A 19,399-nucleotide genomic window follows, 5' to 3' on the forward strand; every position below is an offset into this window, starting at 1 on the left:
CCTGTTTGTCGGAAAATTGTCGTTTTCATTCCAATAAAATAAACAAAAAAGAGAGCAGATTGAAGTCTGCTCCCTGCAAAAATTTATGATTTTTCATTATCAGATAATCTTAGAACCGCAATACTCAATAATATTAAGCCTATAAACGTGCCGTATTTTCCGGTATCTATATCTGTAAGTGGGGCTACAATATATTCAATTAAAAATATAATAATAGCTATTGAGACCAATATACGATTCATTTGACATTATCACCTCAATTATTAACCATTTCTCTAAGGAAAAATAAAAATGGTACCAGGTACCCAATTATAAGAAATTCCGTACTTTCCATTATCAGATATTTTTTTATAACATACTTACCAGCAAACATTGCCCCTGCAAACATGAATTCAAATGCATCTTGACTAAAGGATATTCTACTGAAGCACCTTGTTTCACTCTACATTTTGCTTGAATTGACATCTTACTTGATTCCTTAGAAAGACTGACTGTAGCAGAATCAACTAGTGTTTTATGCCCATCAGTTAACAAATATTGATCAACTTTAATCGCCTCTTTAGAGGTTCCTTTATCTAATGTTTTTTGATCAATAAAATACTGTTTTCCGCCATATTCAAGTGTATAAGATGCTTCATCTTCAGACTGGCTTATAACATTCATTCCAGAAGTATTAGTTTTTGCCTTTTCATTCATCGATGTCTTAGCATAAGATGGAAGTGCAAATCCGCAGACTAAACTTAATACAAGTAGCAAGCTTACAATTTTTGTTTTCAAATTGTTATCCCTTCTTTAACGAGACTAACATAGTCATAGTAAAAAATATACCATATAACGATAAAATAGGAATTTTTGCCCTCGAAATACTAACTACAAAAAAGCACTCAGATTATTCCGAGTGCTTTTACTATACGATATATTGCACGCTGTTTTATTTCATAATAGGTGTCCTTTGATGCCGAGTTCCATATATATTAACATCTTTGACCCTAAGCTCATTAAAATGCTGGTTCCTTTTGCTTCCTCATATCTCCAATAATGATCATGCTGTCCAGGATACTTTTCATTTCAGTATCCGAATATTGTTAGTGAATAATCGCCATGCTTTCTTCCCCTTAAAATACAACATGGGCCTTTCATAGATTTCTAAAGAGAGCTTGTCCGTTTCTTCATTCTCAAAATTCGCAACGAAGCCATTCAGATCTCTCCAGCCGTGTTCAGGAGCGACTCGAGCACAAAAGTATTCAAGTAACATCCGATATTTATTCATGTCAGCAAAAAGATTGACATGGATTCAACGAATAGATTTGAAGAGTATATCTCCACGATAAGATGGAGTAATTTTTTTATTGATTTTTTTGTGGGTGATTTGTGGGTGATTAATGTTCCATCTTAAAATATTAAAAACACCCACAAAAACAAAAACCCCCTGACACCACTGGTGCCAAGGGATTCCTAGATTAATACTGAGACATATACTGCTCGCGCTCCCAAGGGTAGACTTGTGTGCGGAACATATCCCATTCGATTTCTTTTGCTTCGACGAAGTGTTCGAATAAATGGTCGCCGAGGGCTTTGACCATGACTTCGTTTGATTTGAATTCTTCGAGAGCGTCTGCGAGTGTCGCAGGATGGTCTACGATTCCGTTTTCGAGGCGCTCTTCTTTTGTCATGACATAGATGTTGCGGTCGATCGGAGCCGGTGCTTCCAGCTTGTTTTTGATGCCGTCAAGTCCTGCTGCAAACTGTATACTCAAGTCTATAGTTATCATGAAAAAATCCCTCTTTTGACAGGTGAAGATGTTACAAACGCCTCCTTTTCTCTTATAAACATTTTTGGTAAAATTAAGTTGTTGGTTGAAGAATTCAAAATGCGGGAGTGACCAGCAATGCTTTTGTTTTTTGGTAAGTTTATCTTGCTCTATTTGCTTTGTTCAGTTGCATACGCCTTTTTCAACGTGCTGTATTACAATATCGGCAAAAAATTTGTTTCAAAGACGGTCGATGGTACAAAATTGAATTGGGCTTTAAATGTTTTTGTTAAAAACGGTACGAAAATGGATAGTAGTGATTACTTTATTATGGCTGTCTTAGCAGCTTTATTGGCGATCTACTTATAAAAAAGCTCCTGGAATTAATCCAGGAGTTATTTTTATTTTGTTGGATATCCATTATTTTTACAGAAGGCTTTAATCTTCTTATGTTTTTTTGAAAACTTTTTGCATGCTTCTTTGATCCCATGTGTGTAAATGTCTTTTAAGAACTTTTGAGCAACACCAGCCAATCCCACAGCTGTTAAAATTGCAATTAACTCCTGCAACGAAATATATACAACCCAAGGTAACGCAGGCACAAACATAGGCTTGATTTGATTATCGCCTTTTACCGCAACCTGTTTCCCTTCCTCTAAAAATTTCACTTGTTCTGTTGGTAAGTTTTCATAAAACATCGCCATATTTGTTACTTGATCTACAGAAAAACCAATTTGGAGTGCTTTTTGACGGTCTACAGAATATGTAAAATCATCATTGGTTTTCAATGCTTCTTTTACAAACTTCTTCGCTTTTTCCATGACTTTTTCATCAACATTTTGCACAACATCGCTAACTTCTTGATGATTGATCAAACTTTCTGTTGCATTTTTTGCCTGTACTGTAGCCGCTGGCGTAGTCAATACTACTGTGGTTAGGAGTGCAAATACTGAAAAAAACATTAACACCCTAGCCTTCATACTTTTCACACCAAAAACAACCTCCTATAGTTTATATTTACAAGTAATATATTAACATATAAACCAACTATATGGAATATCTGTTTTTGAGAATTTTACAAACTTTTAATTTTCTATCTGATAAAAGATTAGTATAAGAAGGTTCTCAAGATAGAGGACGTTGTCTTCACTTCAATAAAGTTTCAATTTTTGCTTTCGTTTATGGCCCGTATATACAATTCGCAGACAGCCCGTACATCAGCTGGAACCGTTTGACTGCGTTCGCTACTTTCGGTCCGTATAGCCATCTATGCCGTTATTCTTTGCCCCTTTGTCTAGATAGAAATAGAGGGCAGCTAAAGCCTCCTGAATCTGCCGGACGGCCGTCCCTTTCATCAGCGGGCTTTTTACCTTATAGATGCCAGACGGCAGCGGGTAGGATGATTTTTTGCCGCTTGAGGAAGGCTTTTTCTTTGATGCTTCCACGGCTGCCAATGCTTTTTCTGTCGCTGGTCCGTAAATTCCATCCACCGTGATACCGGCTTTCTTTTGCAGAGCTTTGACGGCCCGCACCGTTTCATTGCCATATGAGCCATCGACCCCATACTTCGGCAGAGAGAAGCCTGCGGCAATCAAACGTTTCTGCAGCATCTTGACCTGGGAACCGGACGACCCTTTTTTCAGAATGGTTCCTGTGGATTTGCTTGACTGGCTCGTGGATGATGTTGTCTTTGACACAGTTTTATTCCCAAGCAGAGCATTAACTTTTTTCCTGAATGCCGCCAGCTGGCTGGAATCGCTCACCCACGGAGCCGGACAGTTTTTGTTTGTCACATCATAGTGCCGCACAATCTTGTCTGTAGAAAGGCCGTGACGCTTGCACAGATCGGCGACCAATTCAGCGGCATTCTGAACAGTTTCACTGTGAATCTTGCCGTCTTTTTCGACACACATTTCAACACTGATTGACTTTGTGTTAGCGTTCGGTTTAAGGAAACTCACATAACAGCGGTTTTTATCATGTGCATGGTACGCAACTTCATTTTCACGGGTAATATGCTGCGCCTCTTTACAGTCCACAAAATAATGGGCTGACGCGTACGTTTGTCCACGATACACGTTCCCAAAAAGATCGACACGGATTCAATGAATAGATATGAAAAGTATATCTCCACGAGAATGGAATAATTTTTTTATTGATTTTTGCGGGTGATTTGTGGGTGATTAACGTTCCATCTTAATATATTAAAAACACCCACAAAAAACCCCCTGACACCACTGGTGCCAAGGGATTCCTAGATTAATACTGAGACATATACTGCTCGCGCTCCCAAGGGTGGACTTGTGTGCGGAACATATCCCATTCGATTTCTTTTGCTTCGACGAAGTGTTCGAATAAATGGTCGCCGAGGGCTTTGACCATGACTTCGTTTGATTTGAATTCTTCGAGAGCGTCTGCGAGTGTCGCAGGAAGGTCTACGATTCCGTTTTCGAGGCGCTCTTCTTTTGTCATGACATAGATGTTGCGGTCGATCGGAGCCGGTGCTTCCAGCTTGTTTTTGATGCCGTCAAGTCCTGCTGCAAGGAGTACGCTCAAAGCAAGGTACGGGTTCGCAGAAGGGTCTACGCTTCTGACTTCTACGCGCGTGCTGATGCCGCGGGAAGCCGGGATACGGATCAACGGGCTTCTGTTTTGCGCGCTCCATGCCACATAGCAAGGTGCTTCATAGCCTGGAACAAGGCGCTTGTAAGAGTTGACAGTCGGGTTTGTCACAGCTGTAAAGCTTGTTGCGTGCTTGACGATACCGGCGATGAATTGCTTTGCCGTTTCACTCAGCTGAAGGTCAGCGTCTTTGTCAAAGAAGGCGTTGGCGCCGTTTCGGAAGAGTGATAGATTGCAGTGCATGCCTGATCCGTTTACGCCGAACAACGGTTTTGGCATGAATGTTGCGTGCAGGCCGTGTTTGCGCGCAATTGTTTTAACAACGAGCTTGAACGTTTGGATATCATCGCAAGCGCGGATGGCTCCAGCGTATTTGAAGTCGATTTCGTGCTGTCCAGGTGCAACTTCGTGGTGTGACGCTTCGATTTCAAAGCCCATTTCTTCGAGCTCAAGTACTATGTCGCGGCGGCAGTTTTCACCAAGGTCAGTCGGCGCAAGGTCAAAGTATCCGCCTTTGTCATTCAGTTCAAGGGTAGGCTCGCCTTTTTCGTCAAGCTTGAACAGGAAGAATTCCGGCTCTGGTCCAAGATTGAAATCTGAGAAGCCCATATCTTCCATTTCTTTCAAAATGCGCTTCAAGTTGTTGCGCGGATCGCCTTGAAACGGCGTGCCGTCCGGATTATAAATATCGCAGATGAAGCGGGCTACTTTACCTTTTTCGGCGGTCCATGGGAAAATCACAAATGTATCTAAGTCAGGGTATAAGTACATATCGGATTCTTCAATGCGGACGAATCCTTCGATTGAAGAGCCGTCGAACATAACCTTATTATCAAGTGCTTTTTCCAGCTGGCTCACAGGAATTTCAACGTTTTTAATCGTTCCAAGAATGTCTGTAAACTGAAGGCGAATATATTTTACATTCTCCTCATTTACTAGTTTAACAATGTCGTCTCTTGTATACTTTGCCATTCGTAAAACTCCTCCTCTAAAAGGTAAATGTATATAGCAATGCAGTTGCTAACAAATTAATGAAAAAACCTGGACATGTCTCCCTGGCGGAATGTCGTCCCTCTCTGGAAACGGCCTGCTTGGATAAGCTCGTTTTTCAGCAGTTTTCTCAGTTCTTCATCCGACAAGTTGTGTTTCTCTGCTTTTTTCGGCTTGTCTTGTTTGTCTTCTTTTTGTTCGTTTTCTGTTTTGGCGAAAATTTGTTTGATCCCTGCCATGTTTACACCTTGTTCGATCAAATCTTTAATTTCGAGCAGCTTATCTACATCATGGAATGAAAATAAACGTCTGTTCCCTTCGCTTCTTGCAGGAAATACCAGTCCATTTTCCTCATAATACCGAATTTGTCTTGCGGACAGTTCGGTCAGCTGCATGACGATACCTATCGGAAATAAGGGCATTGAGCGGCGAATTTTATCACTCATCTCAATTTCCTCCTTTTCTTATATAAATTTATTATATGTGATGTTATATAATGTGTCAACACGATGTAAGGATTCTTCACATGAAAATATTCTTTATTTTCTTTACATTAATCCCTGCTTCATGAGCGCATCCACAGCACTGCATATCGCATTCTTCACATGGGAATAGGTTAATCCGCCTTGGACATATGCCACATAAGGCGGTCTTATAGGGCCATCCGCTGATAGTTCAATGCTTGCTCCCTGTACAAAAGTGCCGGCCGCCATAATAACATCGTCTTCATAGCCCGGCATATAGCTCGGATACGGCGTGACATGAGCATTGACAGGAGAAGCGTACTGAATCGCCTGACAAAACGCGATCATCTGCTCCGGGGTGGAAAATTCGACAGACTGGATCAAATCGGTCCGCTTGCTGTCCCACGAAGGATTCGTCCTAAAGCCGAGCTTTTCGAGAAAGCGGGCTGTGAACACGGCTCCTTTTAATGCCTGGGAAACAACATGCGGCGCAAGGAAAAAGCCCTGGTACATCTCCTGGAGGGTGTACAACGACGCACCGGCTTCACTGCCGATTCCAGGTGACGTCATTCTGTAGGAGCAGGCTTTCACCCATTTTTCCTTGCCGGTGATATAGCCGCCTGTTTTGGCGAGGCCGCCTCCCGGGTTTTTAATCAGCGAGCCTGCCATCAGATCCGCTCCAACATGGCACGGCTCACGCTCTTCTACAAATTCGCCGTAGCAGTTGTCGACGAAAACGATGATGTTTTCGTTTATTTCTTTAACAAAGCGAACCATCTTCTCAATCTCATCAATTGTAAAAGACGGACGGTCGGCGTATCCTTTTGAACGTTGGATTCCGACGACTTTTGTCTGCGGTGTGACGGAAGCTGCCACGTGATCAAAATCAACGGCTCCCTCTTTAGTCAGCTCGACATGGCTGTATCCGATCTGGAAATCCTTTAAAGACCCTGAGTTTTCCTCACCTCTGACGCCGACGATCTCTTCGAGGGTATCGTACGGTTTGCCTGTGATGTAAAGAAGTTCATCCCCCGGGCGTAGAATGCCGAATAAAGCAATTGATATCGCATGGGTTCCCGAGATGATCTGCGGTCTGACAAGGGCCGCTTCACCGCCGAAGACGTCGGCATAGACTTTTTCCAGCGTATCGCGGCCAATGTCATCGTAGCCGTAGCCAGTCGATGGTGTGAAATGTGTGTCCGATACTTTGTGCTTTCTGTAGCTTTCAAGCACCCTCCACTCATTTCGTTCACTGATTTCATCAATTGTTTTATGGATCTGAGCGATATCGGTTTCAGCCTCCACCGCCGTTTTCTTTAGTAGATCTCCGTGTTTTAATGTCTCAAACATGTTCTGCAGTGTCCTTTCCTACATATACTTCTTCAGCTCTCCCAAAATGTTTTGATCAGGGAGAATATATCCTTCCACTTCATATGCTTCGCGACCTTCGTCAAAAATGGTGCTTTTCGTCATTGTCTCAGACTTGATTCTCGACAACAGCCTGCCTTCTGAAGCGGGAATTCTCACATCATACGGAACGAGCAGCTCCTTTTTCAGATAGTCTTCAACCGCCTGCTTAAACAGCGGCAGGTCTCCGTCTATTTTGGCGCTCGTCATGATATGCCCTCTCCCTGAAGAAGGGATGAAATCCGGCCGCTTCCGGTCTCTTTTATTATAGACGGTTAAAACGGGAATATCGTCGGCTTCAAGCTCTTCAAGAAGGCGCTTGACCGTCGCTTCGTGGCCTTCGTAGTCTTCGTGTGAAGAATCGATCATATGAAGAATCAGATCGGCTTCTTTTACTTCTTCGAGCGTCGATCTGAAAGCCGCGATCAAAGTCGTCGGCAGATCCTGAATAAACCCGACCGTATCTGAGAGCAGCACGCTGTATCCGCTCGGCAGCGTCATTTTGCGGGTCATCGGGTCAAGTGTGGCAAACAGCAGGTTTTCTTCATAGCTGTCGGCGTCTGTAAGCCTGTTAAACCATGTCGATTTCCCTGCATTGGTGTAGCCGACGAGCGCGATTTGCAGTACGCCGTTTTTCTTTCTTCTTTCTCTGTATCTACTTCTGTGGCGAATGACGGTAGACAGCTGAACATTGATTTCATGAATCCGGTTTCTGATATGGCGCCGGTCGGTTTCCAGCTTTGTCTCTCCGGGACCTCTTGTTCCGATTCCGCCGCCTTGCCTTGACAGGTTGATTCCCTGGCCGCTCAACCGTGGGAGGGCGTATTGCAGCTGCGCCAGCTCAATTTGCAGCTTCCCTTCCCTTGTCCGCGCGCGTTTGGCGAAAATATCGAGGATCAACTGCGTTCGGTCGATGATTTTCACGTCAAGCGTTGTGACAAGCGCTTTCAGCTGACTCGGCGACAATTCATCATTAAAAATTAAAACATCAGGCAACAGCTCTTCACAGAGCACCGCCAATTCATCTACTTTTCCTTTTCCGATATATGTAGCAGCATCCACACGGTTCCGCTTCTGCGTAACCGTGGAAACAACCGTTCCATCGGCCGTTGTCGTCAGCGCGGCGAGCTCTTCCATCGAATATGAAAAACGCTCATCAGACACGTGGGGAAGCTGGCATCCGACTAATATGGCTTTCTCTTTCATGACGTCCTGTCCGTTCAAGTGATCATGTTCCTTTCTTAACGTTAGTCAATAAGCAGTACTATCATAACAAACGAAGGGAGCGGTTGCCAGAAATCCTCGAAAATAAAAAAAGAACGCGCCATTATACGTGCGGCGCGTCTTCCTTCAAGTCGAGATCCTGGCTTTTGATGGTTATCAAGTCATTCTTTAAGTAGCAGTCTCCCATCAGCAGTCTCATCGCCTGCGACCGGATGGATTTTTCGATCAGGTTGCGGACGAAACGGCCATTGCTGAACTTCGCGGGGCTGACCGTACTTTTGACGGCCATCAGATGGTCTTTCAGCTTCCATTCAGCCTCAGGGCTGAACTGATATTCCCTTTCCGCCATCATCCGTTTTGCAATGTCCATCAGCTGGCTGACTGAGTAATCGGGAAAATCGATGCTGATCGGAAACCTTGACTGAAGGCCCGGGTTTAATGAAAGAAAATGATCCATTTCCCGCGAATATCCGGCGAGGATTAAAATGAATTCGTTGCGCTTATCCTCCATATGTTTGACCAATGTATCGATTGCCTCCTTGCCGAAGTCTTTCTCTCCGCCTCTGGCAAGGGAATAGGCTTCATCGATGAACAGGATTCCGCCCATCGCTTTTTTGATTAAATCCCTCGTTTTTTGCGCCGTATGGCCGATGTACTCACCGACGAGATCGGCGCGCTCCGCCTCGATCAGATGGCCTTTTGAGAGAACATTCATTTCGTAAAAAAGCCTGCCGATCAGCCTGGCGACGGTCGTTTTTCCGGTTCCCGGATTTCCTTTGAACATCATGTGAAGCGCCTGTTTTCCGGCCTTAAGGCCTTGTTCTTCGCGCTTTTTATTAACGAAAATCCAGGCGTAGATTTCCTTGATATTGCGCTTCATTTCCTCCATTCCGACCAGCGTGTTCATTTCCCTTTCAATTTCTTTCAGAATGCTGTGTTTGGCTTCATTTTTTTGCAGTGCGGCCTGATATTCGGCTTCAGCCTCTGAATTGGCCAAAACCTGCTTTTGACCGTTCAATATGATATTGATTTGTCCGTTGTTTTTATAAGTAACAGCCCTTTCCAACACACTCACCTCACCATTCTCTCTTTATATCCTATTCATGGCGCGCTTAAGCCGTGACAGACGCCTACATGACTGCGCATTCCGATGTTTTTTGAGAAGGACGGGGCAGGTCTTGTTGAAACCTGCGCTTTCCCGAGAAATACTTTATTTCTTATTGTATTCAGGTAAGCTGTGCGGACAAACCAATTTTTTATTTCTGTTTGCCTTTTTGGTAAATGCTTAACGGGTTGACATGATTAATCGTAAAAAATGATGAGTGATGAGGTCTTTAGGGAAATGGAGCCAGTCCGTCTGAAGATGTGCTGCGGCTGTTGCTCGGCTCAGTTCTTTCATCTTCTCTTTGTTAGCTATGCTTTTTGATTGAGTAAATCCTAAGTGATGAAATGCGTGGCAATTAACGCATATTAAATCAAGATCAATTAATTTAACTACTATGTTATCAAAATCATACTCCGATTAAGTGTTTGGTCAATATGAGGTTGATAACCCCATATACTACATGGGGACTCGCGGTTCTGTAGAACTTCTTTTCTGATTTCACCCCACAATGCTCCTCCTACTGCCTTCCTAACAGTTTGCTTATGTAATAATGAAGGTTTAGCATCTATTTTTAACTTAAAATGATCATATTTATCCATGATGCACCTATCTTTAAATTAATAGCGAATACCCGACTTAAATGACTCCAGTTTGATTTCATCGGCTTGCATCTTTCCAATATTCTTTAATATTTCTTCATTACTTTTTGCAATAGCTTCTGCTACACCTTCTATAATCAAATTTATAATCTTTTGCATGTAATAATCATCAATATAATAAAGTATATCAGGATTCTGTTTTACTTTTGACTCAATAATGCCTTTAATCTCATTTTCATTTAACATATACGTATTATAATTCACAAGGACACCTCGTTCTTATATTAATCGACTTTTATTTTCATATCTTATCTGTATAAAATTTATTACTTTTGCTATTCCTAGTGTAAGATCTGCTGTGTACTCTTTAAGATCTTCATATTCTTTTTTAATTCTTAACACAGAAGCTAAACTTTTACTTTCAATTAAAATTTGTTTAATTTCTCCCATCATTTGATTTTTCAAATCCTCATCTCCAAGAAAGAATATAGGTGACAATGAACTATCAAATGTTGAATCATTTAATAAAATGTCGGTCATAATTCGCTGCTGTATGCTATTTCTGTTCCTTTCTAAACGTTCCTCAAAAAACTGATTTTTTTCTTCATGGAGTAGAACGTTTTTTAACTTGGCCTCTATTTCTATATCATCTATACAAAACATATAATTATTAGATTTACTTATTAACTTATTAAAGTACTTTTTAATATGTAATGGTACTTCTATCCCTCTTACATCAGACATTATTCTATTCCAAGCCGTAAAACAAGGAACTGTTTCTTGATATCGAAGCAACTCCAGATCAATTTGTTTAGTAATTATTTTTTGAGGATAATTAATTTTCCTTAACTCCGAATAAAATTTTGTTAGTTCATCATATAATGGAGAATAAATAACATTCTTTCGTGTAATAATACCCTTTATCTTAACTTGATGGGAATTTAATAGAAAAGTTCCTACTAAAGATAATACACTCCCTATAAGAACACCTAACAATCCGATTACACTTGAATTGTTTAAAATATTATTAATTGAAGAAAATTGCACATGTAATGTAGGGAGCAACCTAACTATTAATAAATAGATTAGCAACAGGGTGACAATTGTTATTATTGGTAGTTTTAATCTGATGAACCAATTAATTATTGAGATTTTAGTGTTTACTTTCATTATATCTTTAACCTTTCTAATATCTAGATAAAACGATGGTTTTTATTCGCATTCATTGTAAGTTAAGCCATTCTTCTTCCTTTGGGAATGGCTCCTTATTTGTACGATACCATCCTTTAAAATATGCTACCAAATGCATCATTATCTCTTCTGCTCGTCCTTTAGAATCCATTCCTAATTGAGTAAAACCATTTTTGCTGCTTAATGGATCTTTATCTCCTGGTTTATCGAACTGAACAAGGGCTATATAATACCTTCTGAGCCTGTACCAAAAGGTAATGCTTCCCCCGGAATGGTCTCCAAAATGCATTACATCTACTTTCGGCTTAAAGCCTCTTAATCTTAAGTAATCAGCGATTTCTTCAGCACCAAATTCTTGATCTATTTGCCCTCTTTCTTTGAGTACCAAAATTAACCCTTCTATACGTAAAATGATGATTAGAGCTAAAATTCATCAATTATTAAATTTAAAGCAATAAACAACAGAACAATTGCTATTACAATAATTGTTTCGATAGTATAGGTTTTGTGATTTTTCTTCTTTTACATTTCCTCCCTATATTTTTCTTGAAGCTCTTTCCTCTTCTCATCCATTTTCATTATTAGGCTCCCCTTTCGCCAAAACCAAAGTATGAACCTATTTTCGAGTCGTCTAAACAATGGGCACTTAAGAAACTAAAACGTAAGACATACGAAACCAGTGTTTTGGTTCCATTATACAACAAAGGAAAGAATTATTGGCCAAAATGAGAAACAAATAATATGATTCCTATCCCTGCGCTCATCGCACCAAAAAGATTAAATCATCGTAAAGTCGAAACTTATATCTGAAGGTGATTTAATGGAGAAAGAGTTTGAAACAAAAGGATATGACACATCCACTGTGTACGATTATAAAGTGTATGCTGATGTACATTACGGCCGCTGCGACAATTGCGACTATACGCTGTTCAAGAGCTCTGTTAAAGACGTATATTCCTGCGTGAATGTCGACGCTGCGGGATGAAGAAGGGCATTTAGCCTCTCTTCTTCCATATGTTGGCTGTTTTAAATAAATCTTATATGCATGATTAGCATAATACATTGAAAAATATGTTTGCTTCATATAGTAATAAATTTCTGACAATTTGAAATAAAATTCTGCCTTTTCAACATCATCACTTTCAAATGAATTCAACTGATTTTCGGCATTTTGGTAGTAAGCCAAAGCATGAAGAAGTTCTTTCTGTCTAAAATGATACATTGCTGTGAAGAAATAGTAATAATATTCGAGCATACCATTCAAATTTTTCCCGCCTTTAGTCTTTTCCCTTAACTCTTCATAATGAACCTGTATATCTTTTGCTGCTTCCGGACAAATGTAATCCAACATCAGCTTATGACGGAATTCAAGCAATGAAAAATATATAAGGACATCCTGATTTTCTTCCATAATAGCGATCTCTTGTTTAACCTCAGATTTCATTTTTTCAGCTTCATCAACCCAGTCATTTTTAAGAGCTACATACCAATAATTCATTTTCGTTGCCACTAGATCATAAGGTATTACGCTTTTATCTACCAAAATAAAAACCCCTTTCTTCTCTATTTTTTCTGATACTTGACTCTTGGAAGCTTATTTAATCATTTTGAAATATTCGGCATTTTGAATGTGTGAATTTTCTTACATTTTTAAGCTTTCTTCTTTACCCCTTATCATGTCTGAACGATTGGTTTTACTTAGTTTCGTAAGAGTTAATATCGCAATTCCAGCTAGAATTTCAATCAGTCCGCCGAAAGCGATAACTTTTCCTGCACCAAAGGCAGCAGCTGCATAGCCGCTAATTAAAGCCCCTAATGGTACCATCACATGAGAGATCATTCTAATAACAGCAAATACCTGCGGCTGATCTTCATCTGCAACTGAGGTTTGAATAATGGTGTGTTCAGGTACGTTTATGGCACTAATGGTAGCCCCCAAAATAAATGCTGCGAGAAGAAGTAGCAACAAGACTGAATTCATTCCTGTAATGAAAAGTGCAATTCCTTCTATAATTCCAGCGGAGACAAACAATAGTCCGTATCGGTTCACTCTTACTTTAGTTAAGATAAACCCCATTAAAAAGGCTCCGGTAGCTGTTGCTACTCTTATGAAAGAATGAATGACCGAACCGCCGCCTAAATCTTCTGAAAGATAGATCGCTGAAAGCGCCTCCCAAGGAGCTGAACCGATATTCAACAAAATGCAGTATACGGCTAGCGGAAGCAAAATATGATGATTTCGAACAAGTACAAAACCTCTTTTTAGCTTTTTGAAATAAGCGCCTTTTGGTTTCTGTTCCTCAGCCCCTTCTTCTTTCAAGCTATATTTAATACACAGAACTAAACAGGCTGAAGCGATGTAAAATGGAAATTTAATAAGCATTGTATAAGCAGCGCCTATTACGGCAATCAATATACCGCAAACCATTAACGAGACCAATTTTACAATTTGGGCTGAAGATTCTATGGTGGCATTAGCTTTTTGAATAAGTTCATTCTTAACAATTTGCGGAATCATGGAAATGGATGCAGGATCATAAGAAGCCCCAGTTGCCGAATGCATCAGCATTAGTGAAATAATGAACCATAATGGTGAAAATCCACTAAAATAAAAAATTGGAATGATCAGCATCAATGAAGCCCTTGTTATATCTGCGGAGAACATCCAGAACTTAAGAGTTTTTGGCTTCATAAAAGGTGAAATCAACGGTGCTATTAAAGCTTGTGGAAGAAGGGTGACAGCTATTAGCATACCTGTTCCGACAGCCCCTTTTCCATCTAAAATGAGAAACCACAAAATAGAAGTAAAAGCAAAGCTGTCTGCGGTTATTTTCACCATTTTAGAGACAAACAGAAAGGAAAAATTTCTTTGCCACACAGTGGAGCCACTATTCATTCCTCAAAAAATCCCCCTTACAAAAATCCCTCATTTTTACAGGCTCTCACCAAAGCATATCCTATATTTGGTTTCTTGGTCAATGTAGGAGAGGAATAATTTAAGAAACATTAAGGTAAAAAAGGGAAAGATTTCATTACCCTCTTAAAAAGCTCTCTTTTACAGAGAGCTTGTTTGCAGGTGTTAAATCAATCTTTTAATAATTCATCATCTAACCAAATAGAAACAATTCCCTCGTCTCCATAAGGTTCAATTAGTTCGTCCTCCAGACTTAAAATAAAGTCCTCAAAAGAATTTGCTATAAGATAAAAATCTTTTTCTGGGTTTCTAAGCTCATGATCCCAAAATAATACTTTGCCATTGTCTAAATCTAAACAAATTTCATTCCCTCCGGGAGAACCAGCAATTGCAATGATTGTTTCAGGAAATCGATCAGAATATGTTTCAATGATATCCATGATATTGTCAATATCGTTTCGCAAGCCGTAAAAGGACTCTAATAATTGTGTCTCATCATTTATCCCCATCCATGGATCTTTTTCAATTGGTCTATAACAAACATCAAACTCCACGTCATCGTTTGTTTTTCTACTCTAATGAACATCCTCCGTATTTAGCTAAAAACTTTTTATAATTTGAATGAAGTTTTTTACCAAGCTTCTTTTCAAGATCTTCAATTTCAATATTAGAATTATTATTGCAATCCTCATTTATATTAATTGAAAACTCTTTCATTTTTTGTTCAATCTTTTCAAAACTCATTAAATGACCTCCTCTCAAATCTGATACTTAAACCTACAGTAGGAACTAAGCAAAAACCTCACCCTCTAATAAGGATGAGGCTGTTTTGATCACTCTTCATCGTCCCAATCTTCGTCTTCTTCCCAATTTTCTTTAGACTCCTTAAGATCTTCCATGAAAAACTCTAGAAAATTAGTTGCAACTACATCTCCGTAACCTGCATCATTAGCCCATACAATTACAGGACACTCTCCGTCTTCCATTTTATTTGTATCGAGGCAATAGGAGAACTCGTCAACATACTCTATTACAACTATCCCATCAGGTAAATCATAATACTTCCTATAATCTTCAGTTTGCTCTACAACATAGGCCCCCTCAAGGTCATATCCGATTATTTCCACACCGGAAATTCCACCTGAGCCATAGTTTTTTAAAAACCATTTATAACTCTCTGGAAGATCGACATTAAGTTCGTTTTCAATAATTTTAACTTTTTCTTCAGAAACTCCTCCAGTAAAAGTCGCATGATCTTTGTTGTCTTTTTCTTTTATGAATTTTTCCACCTTAGAATAATCCATTTTTTCATATCCTCTGCCAGGGGGAATTTCAACTCCCATTTTTCGTTAAGCTAAAACAATATAATATTTGTCGTCGTCCATAACTTTAATTAGAAATTCTTCCAATGAATCTGCTATCTTTATATCATCATAATAAATTGGATTGTTTTGCTCTTCACTTAATTCAATTAATAATAACGCACTTTCATTCGCCTCAAAAAATATTAACTTATCTTCTTCAAGATCCTCATAAACTTCGATGTCAGGATAAAATTCAAAATCATTAGTTTTCAATCTAGCATCTCGTATTGAAGATGGCCCCATAATCCGATTGATGTTATATTCTGATCTTTTTAGAAAACCATACCCTACTTCCAATAGAAACTTCCGTAATTCAATAGGCATCTTTAATCCCAATGTTTCTTCTACCTCTTGTATTTCTTCCTCACTTACCGGATAAAATTGATTTTCTTGATAATCTTTAATAAAATCGTATTTCATTTTATTTACCCCCTTTAAATAATTTATTCGCAGGTGACCCTGTACCATGGATACCAGATTGATGTTCATTTGGAAATTTAGCAGGGGGTATATTCCACCACTCATGTTCTCCGCGAAAGCTATTTTCAATTATATGATGTGTTCTTCTAACTGGCCATGATACGATTTCTAATCCCAGTTATCTATTGCTTCTTGAAAACTGTCTTGTAAATACTCATCAAAATTAGAATATCTTTCAATCTTCTTTTTGCTTATGGCATCCCACCTTATTACACAGTGATTTTCTTCAGTATTGAGACAATAAACAAATTCGTCCACATTTTCAATAACTAAGTATTTATCAGGCAGACCAAAATTTCTAAATCTTTCGGTAGCATCAACTACTGAAGCATATCAATTCCCCTCTACTCCTAAGACCTCAACCCCACATATACCTCCTGAGCCATATGCTTTAACAAACTCTTTATATTGCCGTGGAAATTTGCACCCTAGTTTTTCTTCAGCCCTCGAAATATCTTCATCGGGTATTGCTCCGAAAAAATCACCTTTTTCTACATATGCATTTATCATCATTGAAATTTGAGCATTCATTTTCAATTCTCACCTCAGTCATTATTCCCCGCTCTCCAGCTCCAATATTTTATTCTAAAGTTATTGAATTGTTTGTCTAATATTTTATCATTACTAAAACTATCACCATTTTTTTAATCCATGTAAAATCTTTTTGTATTCATCGTGTAGTGGCTATGATTTCAACCATGACGCTCGCTCCTTATGTGAAGATGATGACCATCATCATCGGATTTTTCTCGATTTAAACAAAAAAGCACTCAATCAAAGATTAAGTGCTTGAGATTTAATATATTATTCTTCCTCGTACCAATCTTCTTTAGCTTGATTTAAATATTCCCATAAAAACTCAAGGAAGTTAGGAGCCTTTTGGTGATCATATCCGCTTTGATAAACCCATGTAACTACAGGACATTCTCCGTTATCCATTTTTTGTGTATCTAAGCAATAAGCAAATGCATCTACATCAACGACTACTACAATGTGATTTGGTAAGTCATAGAGCTCCCTATAGTCTTTGGTGAACTCTACGACTTCAGGGGATACAAGTCCATGACCCAATATTTCGACGCCAAAAGAGCCGCCTGAGCCATAGTTTCTTAAAAACCATTTATAACTTTCAGGAAGAGTGGTTTGTAAGTCATTTTCAATTTTTTTGATTTTTTCCTCATTAATTCCTCCTGTAAAATCATGGGGAGTAGCATGTTTGTTTATAAAGTCTATAATTAATTCCTTAGTATTCATTGAGATCCACCTTTCAAGCTCTTTTCATATTGTTCAGCTCTCCACATCCAGTATTTTCTTCTGAAACTATCGTATTGTTGTTGCAGTTCAGGATTATTTCTAAAACTATCCCCCTTCTCCACTAATTGGTGTAGTACTTTATGGTATTTTTTATGAGTGGTATGAAGAATCTCCAACATCGTACCTGGCTCTTTTTGTATTAAATGATGTAAATTAATTGGTTTGCCATCTTCCCCTATGGGCGCTTTTCCGCTTTTCATTAATTCTAAATTAGTTATATTTTTATTTGGATGCTTCATGTTGAAGTCAATGTTTTTAAGTTGATAAATTCTTCTGTCAACATCTTTTAAGTTTCCTTTTGGTTTTACTTTACCTTTAACTTCAACTGCATTGTACTTCTCTTTATTTAACCATGGTACTGAGATTTTACCACCTGTAAACGGTTTTCTGCTTATATCAGAGACTTTCTTCGCAAACTGAATAAGACTGTCTTTTATTTGCTCCCCATTAAGTGCATGATAAGGAACTTTACCTCCGCCAGCAAACTGAACTTGCGGCGCAAAAGGGTTGTGTATTTGAATCCCTTTTATGTTTGAAGCAACCCTTTGCATCGATTTCTTGAAAGACGCTACGCTTTTTTCAAAAGCTTGTTTCGATACTTTTTTAGAAGCTTTAGTTGCTTTGGCAGCGACTTGCCCTACCTTCCCCGCCTTGGCAGCTTTTGCTGCTTTGTCAACGCCTTTAGAGCCGACAATCGATGTCCCGACCATTCCAACGGCATAGCTAAACCATCTGGCTTGGGTGTAAGAATCACCATTGACGACATCTCGCTGATACGAGTCTTCAATTCCCTTTTTTATAATATTGAATGTGACATCAGGATGATGAAGCGTAAAGTTAATGCCCTCAATCGTTTCGTCTGCGTGAACGACCATGTCCCATAGGCCTACAGCAGTGTCGACGGCTGCATTTTTAAGTCCTTCAGCACTTCCTTTTATTGCGTTGCCAAAATTACGAGCGCCTTCAATTTGATTGAAATATCGCTGTTGCCAAGGGGAAAGGTTTTCGTAGCCAATTTCCGTGGCCATCTCATAAAACTCTGAAGCTGTTGAAAAATTGTAATCATCAAGCTTCTTCTTTAGTTTAGAAATTTTATTATCCTGTTTGCTAACTTCGCTAACTTCTTTTTCGAGCTTCGATCTCTTATCCAGCTTATCCAACATGACGCCCATCGCTGTGTCTTGTCCACCACGCAAAGCATCCATTTCATCCGGTTTTAAAATCGAACCTTTTTGGTAGCCGGTAATTTCAATTTTAGGGCCTGTATACATTTTTTCAAGCCTGCTTATGTATCTCTGCATCGTTTCCAGGTCGTTTTCAGCGGTTTTAAGAGCGCTTGTTTGTTCGCGATCAAAAGTGTACAGCTTTTCAATTGTCTGACTGATTTCCTTTAATGCTTTTCGATTTTGTTCATGAAAATCGCTGTCATTCAAATCAGGCAAATCGACAATATGGCTGACCTTCGCAATTGTAGCGTTGGTCTTGGAAACCAAATGCTTGGTTGTTCGATCAGCAGCATTTAAGCCATTCTCCAGTTCGTGTTCGAGGAAGGTTTGCGAAATAAATCCGTTGTGGTTTGGTTCAAGAGAATTTAGTGCGCTTTTCAATTTCTTCAGCGTGGAACTGTATTCCTCTATAAAAGTATCATAGAACTGTAGAAAAGGAGTGTGGCACTCCTTATAAAATGCACGAATTGCGTCTCCGCCTTTTCCCTTTAAAGCATCATCAAGTGATGCGATATCCTCAACGCTTTTTTTGACTTGAGCAAATTCGTCTGATTGTTGTTTTAATTGTTCCAGGGTTTGATCAATGGCTTTGTGCAGCGCCTGAACATCCAGAGTCTTCATGGCACTCTCCTCTAATACTAAAGTTACAATCATTTTAGAGTTTACCACTTTATAGAAGGGAATTGGGGAATAAATCCTGATCATCCATGAAAATGAATCCTTGGAATTAGGATAAAAAACCTATTCA

The 19,399-nt window shown here is 39.3% G+C and carries 17 protein-coding genes and 7 pseudogenes; 2 read left to right on the forward strand and 22 right to left on the reverse strand.

The genetic code is table 11. The annotated features are described in order from the left end of the window. Positions 1-348: 348 nt before the first annotated feature. Positions 349-777: a hypothetical protein gene (locus ACVC9U_RS09475; protein WP_237562718.1), complete on the reverse strand. Its 429-nt coding sequence runs from the start codon at positions 775-777 to the stop codon at positions 349-351. 683 nt (positions 778-1,460) lie between these two features. Then, positions 1,461-1,757 (reverse strand): annotated as a pseudogene (locus ACVC9U_RS09480) (type I glutamate--ammonia ligase); the annotation flags it as partial. A gap of 132 nt (positions 1,758-1,889) precedes the next feature. Here ACVC9U_RS09480 and ACVC9U_RS09485 point away from each other — a divergent pair. Further along, entirely contained in the window at positions 1,890-2,120 is a 231-nt protein-coding gene (locus ACVC9U_RS09485) for a hypothetical protein (protein ID WP_009327761.1), read from the forward strand. 32 nt (positions 2,121-2,152) lie between these two features. Here ACVC9U_RS09485 and ACVC9U_RS09490 read toward each other — a convergent pair whose 3' ends face one another. The 10 genes and pseudogenes from ACVC9U_RS09490 to ACVC9U_RS09535 all read right to left on the reverse strand — a co-directional run bounded on the left by ACVC9U_RS09490 (position 2,153) and on the right by ACVC9U_RS09535 (position 11,741). Further along, positions 2,153-2,731 carry a hypothetical protein gene (locus tag ACVC9U_RS09490; RefSeq protein ID WP_154495906.1) on the reverse strand — a complete coding sequence of 193 codons (579 nt, stop codon included), beginning with the start codon at positions 2,729-2,731 and terminating at the stop codon, positions 2,153-2,155. A 199-nt stretch (positions 2,732-2,930) separates the two neighbouring features. Next, positions 2,931-3,891: pseudogene (locus ACVC9U_RS09495) on the reverse strand (peptidoglycan recognition protein family protein). A gap of 119 nt (positions 3,892-4,010) precedes the next feature. Beyond that, positions 4,011-5,345: a type I glutamate--ammonia ligase gene (gene glnA, locus ACVC9U_RS09500; protein WP_025811550.1), complete on the reverse strand. Its 1,335-nt coding sequence runs from the start codon at positions 5,343-5,345 to the stop codon at positions 4,011-4,013. A gap of 56 nt (positions 5,346-5,401) precedes the next feature. Continuing rightward, on the reverse strand, positions 5,402-5,809 hold the full coding sequence (locus ACVC9U_RS09505; protein ID WP_003182143.1) for a MerR family transcriptional regulator: 408 nt from the start codon (positions 5,807-5,809) through the stop codon (positions 5,402-5,404). A 102-nt stretch (positions 5,810-5,911) separates the two neighbouring features. Next, a complete protein-coding gene (locus ACVC9U_RS09510) occupies positions 5,912-7,177 on the reverse strand; it encodes a methionine gamma-lyase family protein (RefSeq protein ID WP_075754513.1) in 1,266 nt (421 codons plus the stop codon). Positions 7,178-7,195: 18 nt separating this feature from the next. After that, on the reverse strand, positions 7,196-8,440 hold the full coding sequence (gene hflX, locus ACVC9U_RS09515; protein ID WP_370510579.1) for a GTPase HflX: 1,245 nt from the start codon (positions 8,438-8,440) through the stop codon (positions 7,196-7,198). Between the two features lie 121 nt (positions 8,441-8,561). Next, positions 8,562-9,527, reverse strand: coding sequence for a stage V sporulation protein K (gene spoVK / locus ACVC9U_RS09520; protein WP_003182136.1), 966 nt, complete (start codon positions 9,525-9,527; stop codon positions 8,562-8,564). Positions 9,528-10,180: 653 nt separating this feature from the next. Beyond that, positions 10,181-10,426, reverse strand: a complete 246-nt coding sequence (locus tag ACVC9U_RS09525; protein ID WP_075754509.1) for a hypothetical protein — start codon at positions 10,424-10,426, stop codon at positions 10,181-10,183. 15 nt (positions 10,427-10,441) lie between these two features. Next, a complete protein-coding gene (locus ACVC9U_RS09530; RefSeq protein ID WP_075754507.1) occupies positions 10,442-11,332 on the reverse strand; it encodes a hypothetical protein in 891 nt (296 codons plus the stop codon). Between the two features lie 52 nt (positions 11,333-11,384). Further along, entirely contained in the window at positions 11,385-11,741 is a 357-nt protein-coding gene (locus ACVC9U_RS09535; RefSeq protein ID WP_075754505.1) for a hypothetical protein, read from the reverse strand. Positions 11,742-12,173: 432 nt separating this feature from the next. On the opposite strand from ACVC9U_RS09535, the pseudogene ACVC9U_RS09540 reads away from it, so the two are divergent. Next, positions 12,174-12,352 (forward strand): annotated as a pseudogene (locus ACVC9U_RS09540) (DUF8096 family protein). On the opposite strand, the pseudogene ACVC9U_RS09545 reads toward ACVC9U_RS09540, so the two are convergent. The 10 genes and pseudogenes from ACVC9U_RS09545 to ACVC9U_RS09590 all read right to left on the reverse strand — a co-directional run. Beyond that, positions 12,345-12,896: pseudogene (locus ACVC9U_RS09545) on the reverse strand (response regulator aspartate phosphatase); the annotation flags it as partial. The pseudogenes ACVC9U_RS09540 and ACVC9U_RS09545 overlap by 8 nt on opposite strands. 99 nt (positions 12,897-12,995) lie before the next feature. Further along, complete coding sequence (locus ACVC9U_RS09550) at positions 12,996-14,249, reverse strand: MFS transporter (protein ID WP_075754480.1); 1,254 nt, start codon at positions 14,247-14,249, stop codon at positions 12,996-12,998. 188 nt (positions 14,250-14,437) lie between these two features. Next, a pseudogene (locus tag ACVC9U_RS09555) lies at positions 14,438-15,011 on the reverse strand (SMI1/KNR4 family protein). A gap of 89 nt (positions 15,012-15,100) precedes the next feature. Next, positions 15,101-15,571: an SMI1/KNR4 family protein gene (locus ACVC9U_RS09560; RefSeq protein WP_075754478.1), complete on the reverse strand. Its 471-nt coding sequence runs from the start codon at positions 15,569-15,571 to the stop codon at positions 15,101-15,103. A gap of 45 nt (positions 15,572-15,616) precedes the next feature. Then, the gene (locus ACVC9U_RS09565; RefSeq protein ID WP_075754476.1) at positions 15,617-16,051 is read right to left on the reverse strand and encodes an SMI1/KNR4 family protein; all 435 of its coding nucleotides are present in this window, start codon (positions 16,049-16,051) and stop codon (positions 15,617-15,619) included. Between the two features lies 1 nt (position 16,052). Beyond that, positions 16,053-16,190 (reverse strand): annotated as a pseudogene (locus ACVC9U_RS09570) (hypothetical protein); the annotation flags it as partial. A gap of 29 nt (positions 16,191-16,219) precedes the next feature. Continuing rightward, positions 16,220-16,642, reverse strand: a pseudogene (locus tag ACVC9U_RS09575) (SMI1/KNR4 family protein). Between the two features lie 14 nt (positions 16,643-16,656). Next, the gene (locus tag ACVC9U_RS09580) at positions 16,657-16,725 is read right to left on the reverse strand and encodes a hypothetical protein (protein WP_075754714.1); all 69 of its coding nucleotides are present in this window, start codon (positions 16,723-16,725) and stop codon (positions 16,657-16,659) included. Positions 16,726-16,915: 190 nt separating this feature from the next. After that, entirely contained in the window at positions 16,916-17,365 is a 450-nt protein-coding gene (locus tag ACVC9U_RS09585; RefSeq protein WP_026579690.1) for an SMI1/KNR4 family protein, read from the reverse strand. After that, on the reverse strand, positions 17,362-19,272 hold the full coding sequence (locus ACVC9U_RS09590; RefSeq protein WP_075754474.1) for a T7SS effector LXG polymorphic toxin: 1,911 nt from the start codon (positions 19,270-19,272) through the stop codon (positions 17,362-17,364). The genes ACVC9U_RS09585 and ACVC9U_RS09590 overlap by 4 nt, the downstream gene beginning before the upstream one ends. Positions 19,273-19,399 lie beyond the last annotated feature (127 nt).

This window comes from Bacillus sp. GM2, assembly GCF_056155945.1.

Bases quoted from the DNA above. Each gene is read 5' to 3' on its own strand.
- ACVC9U_RS09485 (WP_009327761.1), top strand. From the start codon at position 1,890: ATGCTTTTGTTTTTTGGTAAGTTTATCTTGCTCTATTTGCTTTGTTCA.
- ACVC9U_RS09490 (WP_154495906.1), bottom strand. From the start codon at position 2,731: ATGAAGGCTAGGGTGTTAATGTTTTTTTCAGTATTTGCACTCCTAACC.
- glnA (WP_025811550.1), bottom strand. From the start codon at position 5,345: ATGGCAAAGTATACAAGAGACGACATTGTTAAACTAGTAAATGAGGAG.
- ACVC9U_RS09505 (WP_003182143.1), bottom strand. From the start codon at position 5,809: ATGAGTGATAAAATTCGCCGCTCAATGCCCTTATTTCCGATAGGTATC.
- ACVC9U_RS09510 (WP_075754513.1), bottom strand. From the start codon at position 7,177: ATGTTTGAGACATTAAAACACGGAGATCTACTAAAGAAAACGGCGGTG.
- hflX (WP_370510579.1), bottom strand. From the start codon at position 8,440: ATGAAAGAGAAAGCCATATTAGTCGGATGCCAGCTTCCCCACGTGTCT.
- ACVC9U_RS09530 (WP_075754507.1), bottom strand. From the start codon at position 11,332: ATGAAAGTAAACACTAAAATCTCAATAATTAATTGGTTCATCAGATTA.
- ACVC9U_RS09550 (WP_075754480.1), bottom strand. From the start codon at position 14,249: ATGAATAGTGGCTCCACTGTGTGGCAAAGAAATTTTTCCTTTCTGTTT.
- ACVC9U_RS09560 (WP_075754478.1), bottom strand. From the start codon at position 15,571: ATGGATTATTCTAAGGTGGAAAAATTCATAAAAGAAAAAGACAACAAA.
- ACVC9U_RS09565 (WP_075754476.1), bottom strand. From the start codon at position 16,051: ATGAAATACGATTTTATTAAAGATTATCAAGAAAATCAATTTTATCCG.
- ACVC9U_RS09585 (WP_026579690.1), bottom strand. From the start codon at position 17,365: ATGAATACTAAGGAATTAATTATAGACTTTATAAACAAACATGCTACT.
- ACVC9U_RS09590 (WP_075754474.1), bottom strand. From the start codon at position 19,272: ATGAAGACTCTGGATGTTCAGGCGCTGCACAAAGCCATTGATCAAACC.